Source organism: Streptococcus sp. SGI.013 (genome assembly GCF_050315295.1).
Classification (GTDB): domain Bacteria; phylum Bacillota; class Bacilli; order Lactobacillales; family Streptococcaceae; genus Streptococcus; species Streptococcus porcorum.
On record NZ_JBNPOS010000045.1, the window covers coordinates 1 to 10333 of the forward strand.

The following is a 10333-nucleotide window of genomic DNA, read 5'->3' on the forward strand; positions in this document are numbered from 1 at the left end:
GGATAGCTTCAAAATAACATTTTAGGTCTCACATCATTGACAAAGGTACAAAATTAGATAAAAATAAATGATAAAAGGGGTTGCAATATTTTTGTAAACGCTATATAATAGGAAGTGTAAGGGACGCCTTGCACAGTTACTTAAATCTTGCAGAGCCTACAAAGATAAGGCTTTATGCCGAAATCAAGCACCCCGTTTTATACGGGGTGCTTTTCGTTTTAGAAGAAGGAGAGGCTTATGACTTGGAGAATTGTACATGTTCATCAAAGTGAAAAAATGCGTTTAAAACTAGACAATCTTCTTGTAATTAAACAAGGTGAGGAATACACTATTCCTTTAAGTGATATCTCGCTAATAGTGGCAGAAGGAGGGGATACAGTTGTCACTCTTCGTCTGCTAAGTTCTCTTAGTAAGTACAACATTGCTTTAGTAGTGTGTGATAATGAGCACTTGCCAACAGGCATCTATCATGCTCAGAATGGACATTTTAGAGCCTATAAAAAACTTCAAGCTCAAATGACTTGGACCAAAGAACAAAAAGATAGACTCTGGCAAATTGTGACCTATTATAAAATAAACAATCAACAAGATGTGTTGGCGATGTTTGAGAAAAATCTAGATACCATCCAATTATTAGCAGAATATAAAGAGTCCATTGAATTGGGAGATATCACTAACCGTGAAGGACATGCGGCAAAAGTTTACTTTAATGAATTATTTGGAAAAGATTTTTCAAGAGAAACGCAGAAAGAAACGGATGTAATCAATGCAGGTCTTAACTACGGCTATGCTATTATGCGCGCTCAGCTAGCTAGAATTGTCTCTGGTTATGGACTTAACCCTCTTTTGGGTATTTTTCATAAAAATGAGTACAACCAATTTAATTTGGTTGATGATTTAATGGAACCTTTTCGGCAAATTGTCGATATCTGGGTTTATCAAAAATTACGAGAGCAAGATTATTTAAAATATGAGTATCGATTAGGACTAACAGCTTTACTAAACGCTAGGATTCGATATGGCAATGAGATGTGTACAGTTACGGGGGCTATGGATAAGTACGTTAAAGGATTCATCAGGTGTATCGAGGATAAGGATGGCAGTAAATTTTATTGTCCGATTGTATCAAGTTTAGAGATGGAGTGATAAGATGAGGTATCAAGCAATGCGATTATTATGTTTTTTTGATCTACCTACAGAAACACCGCAGGATAAGCGAGTTTATCGTCAATTCCGTAAAGAGTTACTGGCTAATGGATTTGAAATGTTGCAATTCTCAGTTTATTATCGTACCTGTCCCAATAGGAGTTTCGCCAATAAATTTTATAAACGCCTAAAAATGAGCAACTTACCTGCTGGTAATGTGAGATTGTTAGCAGTAACCGAAAAGCAATTTTCTGAAATGGTTCTCATTGTAGGCGGCAAAACGAAGCAAGAAGAAGTCGTGAGTAATCACAAGTTGGTGATCATATGAAATTGAAAATTCCTCATCCTTATAAAGAAAATCTTGAAATCAATCTTGGTCAATTTACGCAGATTACGGGTCAAAACCAACAATTAAAGTACTATATCTGGCAGTTATTGAAATGGTATTTTGATGGCAAACGGTATTCAACGGAAGATCTCAGCCTGTACCATCAAGCTGAACCAGAGATACTCAGTGAGGGTATAGCGTTAAAGAGAGATTATTTTAAAATACTCTCTATATCTACTGTAGAGGACCTTGTCCGAGAGATGGCTTATAAAAAAGGAACGGTTAGTTTTGAATTTATGAAGCAACATTTGCGTAGTGTAGATATTACTAAAGATTTAGATGATATCAACGATAAGTTAATCACTATTGCTTCAAAGATAAATGAGCGACTCGATTTGACTTGCTATCAGGTAAAATATGGTGTAGAAAGTCAAGATTTTACGGCAGAGCAGTTATTAACCAAAAGCTTTAAACCTTATTTTTATTTAGAATCGCAACAGATTGCTTTTGAGCTTGTTGATAATGAGGAGAAGCTATTATTTTTTCTTAATATGCTAGAAAAGAACTTAAGAGAACACTCAGAAAGAATATTATTGGTTTTAAAAAATATAGATGACTATCTTGATTACCCAGCTTTTTATCGTATTTGTCAAAAGTTGGAAGTATTGTGTCAGTTATACCCTCAATTTTATGTGATCAATTTTCCATCTAGTGAGGGTTACCTCTATGTTAATCGAGACAATATCGAGTATATTAATATCGTCTCAGATTATGTAGAACATCTCTATGAGTTTGATTTTCTCTATCAACGGATTATTCAACAGTATCCCACTAATCAAACTCCTTCAGAAGAAGAATTGATAATATCCCTCCAAAAAATTGGTAGTTACCTTTTTAGTTATGATATCAATCATATCAGCTTATCGATAAAAGAAATGGTGATTTTAAAAATTCTCAATCACCTGTATCAATATGACCAACTTAGTGACTATATGGTGACTCAACCTAACCTTTTAGAACTGAGATTTTTGCAAGACAAGTCTTAATTTTATGGTATAATAAAAGGGGTACAAGAACTGAAAATGACGATTTGAGGTTTTTGTACTCTCAAGATTTAAGTAACTGTAAAACTAGCAGCGTCTGCTTGTCGCCAATTTTTTAGTTTTTGTACTCTCAAGATTTAAGTAACTGTAAAACAAGATGTTAGGTATTTAGGCAAGCAATAGCGTTTTTGTACTCTCAAGATTTAAGTAACTGTAAAACTGAGGTTGAGCTTCTACGCTCAGATTTTGTGTTTTTGTACTCTCAAGATTTAAGTAACTGTAAAACGTAACTCAAATAGGTGGATTGATAAATCTTGTTTTTGTACTCTCAAGATTTAAGTAACTGTAAAACAAAGATGGTGGTTATACTGGACTATCCCCAGGTTTTTGTACTCTCAAGATTTAAGTAACTGTAAAACTGGTAAAATAAAAATAATTCTAAATATAAGGTTTTTGTACTCTCAAGATTTAAGTAACTGTAAAACCAAACGGTTGTTACGGCATTGGATTTGATGTTTTTGTACTCTCAAGATTTAAGTAACTGTAAAACGTCGTCAGCGTCCTTGCGGTTTGAGCTGTTGTTTTTGTACTCTCAAGATTTAAGTAACTGTAAAACGCAGCGTTAGTGTTATCAGAAGAGTACACGGTTTTTGTACTCTCAAGATTTAAGTAACTGTAAAACCGTCCATCACTTAACGATGTGGAAGATTTCGTTTTTGTACTCTCAAGATTTAAGTAACTGTAAAACTAAACACTATATCGGTGTAGGTCTTGGACAGTTTTTGTACTCTCAAGATTTAAGTAACTGTAAAACTAATAAGCATACACAAGACCTACTGTATCGTTTTTGTACTCTCAAGATTTAAGTAACTGTAAAACTTAGCTGAACTCGTTTTCTATCCTTGAGTAGTTTTTGTACTCTCAAGATTTAAGTAACTGTAAAACATCCCCTGTGGCTTTAGGACACATGGCTAGGTTTTTGTACTCTCAAGATTTAAGTAACTGTAAAACTTTTACATTGCAACCCCTCAGACTTCGATAGTTTTTGTACTCTCAAGATTTAAGTAACTGTAAAACTGATATATAATTAAACCATATCAATCAGATGTTTTTGTACTCTCAAGATTTAAGTAACTGTAAAACGAGGTATCTGATGGCTTGGAATGAAGCATGGTTTTTGTACTCTCAAGATTTAAGTAACTGTAAAACCCTCCTAAAGTATATGTTAGTAGATAATCCGTTTTTGTACTCTCAAGATTTAAGTAACTGTAAAACCTTTTACAACGCTACCCCGCAGGCTTCTTGGTTTTTGTACTCTCAAGATTTAAGTAACTGTAAAACATTAGACCATGCTAGAAAAGTACGGCGCAAGTTTTTGTACTCTCAAGATTTAAGTAACTGTAAAAAGAGTAGCTAGTTCTAGCTGATAGGATAATATGAATAAAAAGCTAGGCCAGAGGTCTAGTTTTTTACTTTTGCATCTTTTTTCTCTGTAAATTATGCTAAAATATTTGTATGGAAAATATGATACAAATTGCAAACCAGCTCTCAATTTCACAAAATCAGGTTGAGAGGTTTTAAGTTTAACACAAGAGGGAAATACCATTCCTTTTATTGCGCGTTATCGTAAAGATGTGACGGGAAATCTAGATGAGGTGGTCATTAAAGCGATCATTGATCTAGACAAGAGTTTAACAGTCTTGAGAGACAGAAAGGCAACTGTTCTTGCAAAAATTGAAGAGCAGGGAAAACTGACAGATACTCTTCGTCAAGCGATTGAGTCGGCTGAAAAGTTGGCAGATGTCGAGGAGCTCTATCTGCCTTATAAAGAAAAACGCCGAACCAAAGCAATGATTGCTCGAGAAGCTGGGCTGTTTCCTTTAGCACGCCTTATTCTACAAAATCTTCCTAATCTTGAAAAAGAAGCAGAAAACTTTATCAATGAGACTTTTAAAACGCCAAAGGATGCTTTGCAGGGAGCGGTTGATATTTTGGTTGAGGCTTTATCAGAAGATGCAAGACTGCGTTCTTGGACCTATAATGAGATTTGGGCCAATAGTCACATTATCTCACAAGTAAAAGATAAAACCTTGGATGATAAAAAGATTTTTGAGATTTACTATGATTTCTCAGAAGCTATTGCAAAAATGCAGGGTTACCGTACTCTAGCCCTTAATCGTGGGGAGAGTTTGGGTGTTTTAAAAGTTGGTTTCCATCATCATACTGATAAGATGCTGGCGTTTTATGCTACACGTTTTAAGGAAAAAAATCTTTATATAGATGACGTGATCCAACAAGCCTTGAAAAAGAAAGTCCTACCTGCTATGGAGCGCCGTGTTCGTTCAGAATTGACAGAAACTGCAGAAGACGGAGCAATTGCTCTTTTTTCTGAAAACTTAAGAAATCTTCTCTTAATTCCACCACTGAAAGGTAAAATTGTGCTTGGTTTTGACCCTGCTTTTAGAACAGGAGCTAAGTTAGCAGTAGTGGATAAGACTGGGAAGTTATTAACAACCCAGGTTATTTATCCTGTTGCACCTGCAAGCCCTGCTAAGATTGCGCAAGCAAAGACAGAGCTTCTAGCCTTGGTGGAAGAATATGCGGTTGAGATTATTGCTATTGGAAATGGGACAGCTAGTCGTGAAAGTGAAGCCTTTGTCGCAGACCTACTCAAAGATGTTAAAGGGGTTTCGTATGTGATTGTCAATGAAAGTGGCGCTTCGGTTTATTCGGCAAGTGAACTAGCAAGGCAGGAATTTCCTGATTTGACGGTTGAAAAACGCTCTGCCATCTCAATTGCAAGACGTCTCCAAGACCCACTTGCTGAATTGGTAAAAATTGATCCTAAATCTATTGGTGTTGGACAATATCAGCATGATGTTAGTCAGAAAAAATTAACTGAAAATCTTGATTTTGTAGTAGATATGGTTGTTAACCAAGTAGGTGTTAACATCAATACGGCAAGTCCTGCGCTCTTATCACATGTCTCTGGTTTGAACAAGACGATTTCAGAAAACATTGTTAAATACCGAGAAGAAAATGGCGAAATTAAGAGCCGTTCTGAAATCAAAAAAGTTCCTCGTCTTGGGGCTAAGGCATTTGAGCAAGCTGCAGGTTTCTTACGTATTCCAAATGGTGAGCATTTCTTAGATAATACAGGTGTTCACCCAGAAAGCTATGCAGCAGTTGAAAAGCTTTTACATCAGTTGGAAATCAGTCAGTTAGATGATGTTGCTAAGGCTAAACTCAATGCTGTGAAGCCACAAGAACTGGCTCAAGATTTAGAAATCGGTCCTGAAACCCTCAAAGATATTATTGCTGATCTTTTAAAACCAGGTCGTGATTTACGAGATAGCTTTGCAGCACCAGCTCTTCGTCAAGATGTTTTAGACATTAAGGACCTCTATATTGGGCAACAATTAGAAGGAACCGTACGTAATGTGGTTGATTTTGGTGCTTTTGTCGATATTGGTCTTCATGATGATGGTTTGATTCATATCTCGCAGATGAGCAAAACCTTTGTTAATCACCCCAGTCAGCTAGTATCGGTTGGGGATATTGTAACGGTTTGGGTATCTAAAATTGATTTAGAACGTGAAAAGATTAATTTAAGTTTGGTAGCACCTCGTGAATCTCAATGATTATGTCAAGAAAGTTTCACAAGAAGACTTTCAAAAAAATTTTCAACACACTGCTACTTGGAATAAGCGGCTCAGAACAACAGGAGGGCGCTTTCATCCAAATAGTGGCAATCTGGACTTTAACCCTAAAGTTTATGAATCCTTAGGATTAGAGGTCTTTAGAAAAATTGTCCGTCACGAACTTTGCCACTATCATCTTTATTTTGAAAAAAAGGGATATAGACATCAAGATAGAGACTTTAAACAACTTTTAAAAGCTGTTAATGGGCTTCGTTTTGTCCCGAAAATAAACGATGAGGTTTATCCCTACCATTACCAGTGTCAAGCTTGTGGACAAGATTATTTTAGAAAAAGAAAAATGAACCTAAAGCGTTATGTTTGCGGAAGATGTCACTCGCAATTATACTTGATGGAATCGTTTTAAAAATAAATTATTTCTAATTCTTTGAAAGAAAATAATATTATAAGAGTTCAAACTTTGATTAAGGAGTGAGGTAGGGGATTTTTATTTTAGGACTACCTTAATCAAGAGAAGTTTACAGTAGAGTTATCAAAGGAGCTCATGAATGGGATCATAAATCAGTCTAAGGGCTGATTTATTTTTTGTGGAAATACTTTAAAATGGTAAAGTAAAGATTCTAAGAATGACAGTGGTTTTGTATAACAGGAACAAAATCAAGGGAAATTTCTGGAAGGGAGCTTCTATGGAAGGTAAATTTTATAAACAAAAAAAAGATAGGTGGTTTTTCGGTGTTTTAGCTGGTTTATCAGATAAGTTTGGCTGGAATCTGAATTTAGTACGCGTATTGTTTGTACTTTTACTCATCTTTATACAAGGAGGCGCTTTCTTATATTTGATACTAGCTCTTATCTTACCTTATAAAGAAGACTTGATTAAGGATGCTTATGGACAAGGTCCACGTAAACGTAAAGAAGCCGAAGTTATCCATGACCGAAAATGGTTTTGGTAACCTTAAAAAAATCAGAAACAGAAGTTCATGAGGTGACTTTGTTTCTGATTTTTTTAGTAGTTTGCTATCTTTTTTACTTTGCTTTATCAACGATAGTAAAGCAGTTATTGATATGACATATTAGTATGCCGATACTGACTAGACAAAAACTGGTGACATTATTAACTTTCGGAAAAGTTAGCGCTTACTTTCAGAAAATAAATATGGTATAATAGACAGAAAAAGGAGGAGCTTATGGTTGTTACAGTAAAAATGTTAGCAGAAAAGGTAAAGTTAAAGCCGATTTATGTTACCGATGAAGCCCTAGAAAAAGAAATTATAACATCAGATATTTCTCGTCCTGGTCTTGAAATGACAGGCTATTTTGATTATTATTCTCCTGAGCGGATTCAACTTTTAGGGATGAAGGAGTGGTCTTATTTAAATGCTATGACCTCTCATAACCGTTATTCCGTTTTGAAAAAAATGTTTCAGCCTGAGACTCCCGCTATTATTGTGGCACGCAATCTGGATATTCAAGATGAGATGGTTCAAGCAGCTAAGGAGCAAGGGATAGCTGTTTTACAAAGTCGTGTGCCTACTAGCCGTTTATCTGGCGAGATGTCCTGGTATTTAGATACTTGTTTAGCAGAACGTACCAGTGTACATGGTGTCTTAATGGACATCTATGGGATGGGAGTTCTCATTCAAGGAGATTCTGGAATTGGAAAAAGTGAAACAGCTCTTGAGTTAGTAAAGCGTGGCCATCGCTTAGTAGCTGATGACCGTGTAGATGTTTATGCTAAAGATGAGGAAACTCTTTGGGGCGAACCGGCTGAAATTTTACGACATTTGATTGAAATTAGAGGGGTTGGCATTATTGATGTTATGAGTTTGTATGGTGCTAGCGCCGTCCGCAATTCTTCTCAAGTTCAATTGGCTGTCTATCTTGAAAACTTTGAAAAAGGTAAAGTTTTTGATCGATTAGGAAATGGTGGCGAGGAAATTGAATTATCATCTGTAAAAATTCCACGAGTTAGAATCCCTGTTAAAACGGGACGTAACGTATCAGTCGTTATTGAGGCGGCAGCCATGAACCATCGTGCAAAACAAATGGGCTATGATGCTACCAAGACCTTTGAAGAGCGTTTGACTAAGTTGATTAGCCAAAATGAGGGTAGCCATGATTGATCCTATCGCTATTCAAGTAGGCCCCTTTGCTATCCATTGGTATGCTATTTTTATTGTGACAGGCTTAATATTAGCTGTTTATTTAACAATAAATGAGGGTAAAAAAAAGGGAATTACCTCAGATGATATTTTAGATTTTATTTTAGTGGCCTTTCCTTTAGCGATATTAGGGGCTCGTCTTTATTATGTGATTTTCCAATGGCCTTATTATGCTCAGCATCCTTCTGAAATCTTTGCGATTTGGAATGGCGGTTTGGCTATTTATGGTGGTTTACTAACAGGGATAGCCTATCTATTTTGGTTTTGTTATCAGAGGTTTATCAAGCCTTTAAACTTTTTAGATATTATAGCTCCTAATGTCATGTTGGCACAAGCTATTGGGCGCTGGGGAAATTTTGTGAATCAAGAAGCTTATGGCAAGGCTATCAACAATCTCGACTATCTTCCTCGATGGATGCAGGAACAAATGTACATTGATGGTAGTTATCGTGTCCCGACTTTTTTATATGAATCTTTGTGGAATTTACTTGGTTTTGCACTACTTTCCATCCTCATTCGCCGACCTAAGTTATTAAAGGTTGGAGAGCCGACCTTCTTTTATCTCATCTGGTATGGTTTGGGGAGATTCGTTATTGAGGGAATGCGAACAGATAGTCTCATGTTAGCAGGGTTACGTGTTTCTCAGTGGTTATCGATAATTTTATTTTGTATTGGTTTGGGATTATGGGTTTATCGCCGAAAAAATCAAGCCATTAACTTTTATTTAGAAAAAACATAATACAAAGGAGAAAAAGATATGATGGAAATAGCAGTCTTATTGATTGCTCTGGCATTTGTAGCTTTAGTAATTTATCTCATATTATTTATAAAAAAATTAACAGCAACTGTTGGGGAGGCCCAGCAAACTCTGACGATTTTGACCAGTGATCTTAATGTGACCTTACACCATACCAATGAAATTCTTGCTAAAGCAAATGTTTTGGTGGAAGATGTGAATAGTAAAGTCGCAACAATTGATCCCCTGTTTACAGCAGTAGCAGATTTATCTGAAAGTGTCTCTGATTTGAATACGCAAGCGAGACATTTATCTGTTAAAGCAAGTGCTGTCGGTAAGCAATCTGCTAAAGCTGGAACAGTCTATACTGTTAGTAAATTTGCTTCAAAAATGTTAAGAAAAAAGGAGAGAGCTCATGAGTAAATTTTTAAAAACTTTAGTTGTTGGTGCAGCCTCAGGTGCAGCAGCAGCTTACTTTTTAACAACCGAAAAAGGAAAAGTCTTAAAAGAAAAAGCACAAGATTTATTTAAAGACTATCAAGAAAACAAAGATGACTATCATCAAAAAGCTAGCGATAAGGCAGCAGAGTACAAAGATTTGGCTATCCATACTTTCCAAGATTACAAAGAAAAATGGGAAACAGGAGAAATCGCTACAGAAAGCGTCGTGGAGGAATTAAAAACAAAATCCAATCAGGCAGCAACTTTTGCTAAAGATTCCTTTATTCATGTGAAACAAAAAGCAAACCAACATGAAAGTAAGGTAAAAGATGTCACAGATTCTATCGTTGAGTCTGATGTTCAAGTTGATGATATTGTGATTGATTATCCTGATGATCATAAGGAATAAAAAAAGGCGAGGAGATTAACCTCGTCTTTTTCGATAATTAATATAAAATTTTAAACTCAATAAGAGAGTAAAACTGATTATCATAGCCAAAGGAAAGGCTAGGATAACTTTAACCTGAAGGGAAAGTAAGATTAGACATGAGATAATAGTCGAAATGCAGAAACCAGCAATTTGCACAAAAAACAATAGTTCACGCAATTTTGCAGATTGAGTGTTGATGTGTTGATAAGGTTGATATTTCGGACTTTTCTCAATCTGTTGTTCATACTCTTCATCGTAGTGCTGGTCGAATTTTCTGTTGGTATTCACAGTCTAACCTCCTTTCTTTTCCAAAATTCTTATCTATTCTATCATAAATTACCGTAAATGTCACTGTTTTTCATAAAAACTTTCATAAAATAAAGAGAAA

10 protein-coding genes, 1 pseudogene and 1 CRISPR repeat array are annotated in these 10333 nt (G+C 35.7%); of the genes and pseudogenes, 10 read left to right on the forward strand and 1 reads right to left on the reverse strand.

The genetic code is table 11. The features are described 5' to 3' along the window. The first annotated feature begins 237 nt into the window (after positions 1 to 237). The 10 genes and pseudogenes from cas1 to ACQRDX_RS08740 all read left to right on the forward strand — a co-directional run bounded on the left by cas1 (position 238) and on the right by ACQRDX_RS08740 (position 9924). Positions 238 to 1146, forward strand: a complete 909-nt coding sequence (gene cas1, locus ACQRDX_RS08695) for a type II CRISPR-associated endonuclease Cas1 (RefSeq protein ID WP_427896465.1) — start codon at positions 238 to 240, stop codon at positions 1144 to 1146. A 4-nt stretch (positions 1147 to 1150) separates the two neighbouring features. Then, positions 1151 to 1474, forward strand: a complete 324-nt coding sequence (gene cas2, locus ACQRDX_RS08700) for a CRISPR-associated endonuclease Cas2 (RefSeq protein ID WP_354368695.1) — start codon at positions 1151 to 1153, stop codon at positions 1472 to 1474. Beyond that, complete coding sequence (csn2-St, locus tag ACQRDX_RS08705) at positions 1471 to 2520, forward strand: CRISPR-associated protein Csn2-St (RefSeq protein WP_427896463.1); 1050 nt, start codon at positions 1471 to 1473, stop codon at positions 2518 to 2520. The genes cas2 and csn2-St overlap by 4 nt, the downstream gene beginning before the upstream one ends. Positions 2521 to 2569: 49 nt before the next feature. Then, a CRISPR array of direct repeats spans positions 2570 to 3924; the repeat unit is 36 nt; unit sequence GTTTTTGTACTCTCAAGATTTAAGTAACTGTAAAAC. A 108-nt stretch (positions 3925 to 4032) separates the two neighbouring features. After that, positions 4033 to 6158 (forward strand): annotated as a pseudogene (locus ACQRDX_RS08710) (Tex family protein). Next, complete coding sequence (locus ACQRDX_RS08715; protein ID WP_427896461.1) at positions 6145 to 6582, forward strand: SprT family protein; 438 nt, start codon at positions 6145 to 6147, stop codon at positions 6580 to 6582. The pseudogene ACQRDX_RS08710 and the gene ACQRDX_RS08715 overlap by 14 nt, the downstream one beginning before the upstream one ends. A 280-nt stretch (positions 6583 to 6862) precedes the next feature. Continuing rightward, positions 6863 to 7129 (forward strand): PspC domain-containing protein, encoded by a 267-nt coding sequence (locus ACQRDX_RS08720; protein WP_354368702.1) that lies wholly within the window; start codon positions 6863 to 6865, stop codon positions 7127 to 7129. Between the two features lie 234 nt (positions 7130 to 7363). Further along, on the forward strand, positions 7364 to 8299 hold the full coding sequence (gene hprK / locus ACQRDX_RS08725; protein ID WP_354368704.1) for an HPr(Ser) kinase/phosphatase: 936 nt from the start codon (positions 7364 to 7366) through the stop codon (positions 8297 to 8299). After that, entirely contained in the window at positions 8292 to 9077 is a 786-nt protein-coding gene (gene lgt, locus ACQRDX_RS08730) for a prolipoprotein diacylglyceryl transferase (RefSeq protein WP_427896459.1), read from the forward strand. Before hprK ends, lgt begins: the two co-directional genes overlap by 8 nt. An 18-nt stretch (positions 9078 to 9095) precedes the next feature. Next, a complete protein-coding gene (locus tag ACQRDX_RS08735; protein ID WP_427896457.1) occupies positions 9096 to 9497 on the forward strand; it encodes a DUF948 domain-containing protein in 402 nt (133 codons plus the stop codon). Beyond that, positions 9490 to 9924 carry a YtxH domain-containing protein gene (locus ACQRDX_RS08740; RefSeq protein WP_427896455.1) on the forward strand — a complete coding sequence of 145 codons (435 nt, stop codon included), beginning with the start codon at positions 9490 to 9492 and terminating at the stop codon, positions 9922 to 9924. Before ACQRDX_RS08735 ends, ACQRDX_RS08740 begins: the two co-directional genes overlap by 8 nt. Before the next feature lie 15 nt (positions 9925 to 9939). Here ACQRDX_RS08740 and ACQRDX_RS08745 read toward each other — a convergent pair whose 3' ends face one another. Continuing rightward, positions 9940 to 10233 (reverse strand): DUF3270 domain-containing protein, encoded by a 294-nt coding sequence (locus ACQRDX_RS08745; protein ID WP_427896453.1) that lies wholly within the window; start codon positions 10231 to 10233, stop codon positions 9940 to 9942. Between the last annotated feature and the right edge of the window lie 100 nt (positions 10234 to 10333).

Excerpts from the sequence above, each read along its gene's own strand:
- csn2-St (WP_427896463.1), top strand. The coding sequence starts at position 1,471 with ATGAAATTGAAAATTCCTCATCCTTATAAAGAAAATCTTGAAATCAAT.
- lgt (WP_427896459.1), top strand. The coding sequence starts at position 8,292 with ATGATTGATCCTATCGCTATTCAAGTAGGCCCCTTTGCTATCCATTGG.
- hprK (WP_354368704.1), top strand. The coding sequence starts at position 7,364 with ATGGTTGTTACAGTAAAAATGTTAGCAGAAAAGGTAAAGTTAAAGCCG.
- ACQRDX_RS08735 (WP_427896457.1), top strand. The coding sequence starts at position 9,096 with ATGATGGAAATAGCAGTCTTATTGATTGCTCTGGCATTTGTAGCTTTA.
- cas2 (WP_354368695.1), top strand. The coding sequence starts at position 1,151 with ATGAGGTATCAAGCAATGCGATTATTATGTTTTTTTGATCTACCTACA.
- ACQRDX_RS08720 (WP_354368702.1), top strand. The coding sequence starts at position 6,863 with ATGGAAGGTAAATTTTATAAACAAAAAAAAGATAGGTGGTTTTTCGGT.
- ACQRDX_RS08740 (WP_427896455.1), top strand. The coding sequence starts at position 9,490 with ATGAGTAAATTTTTAAAAACTTTAGTTGTTGGTGCAGCCTCAGGTGCA.
- cas1 (WP_427896465.1), top strand. The coding sequence starts at position 238 with ATGACTTGGAGAATTGTACATGTTCATCAAAGTGAAAAAATGCGTTTA.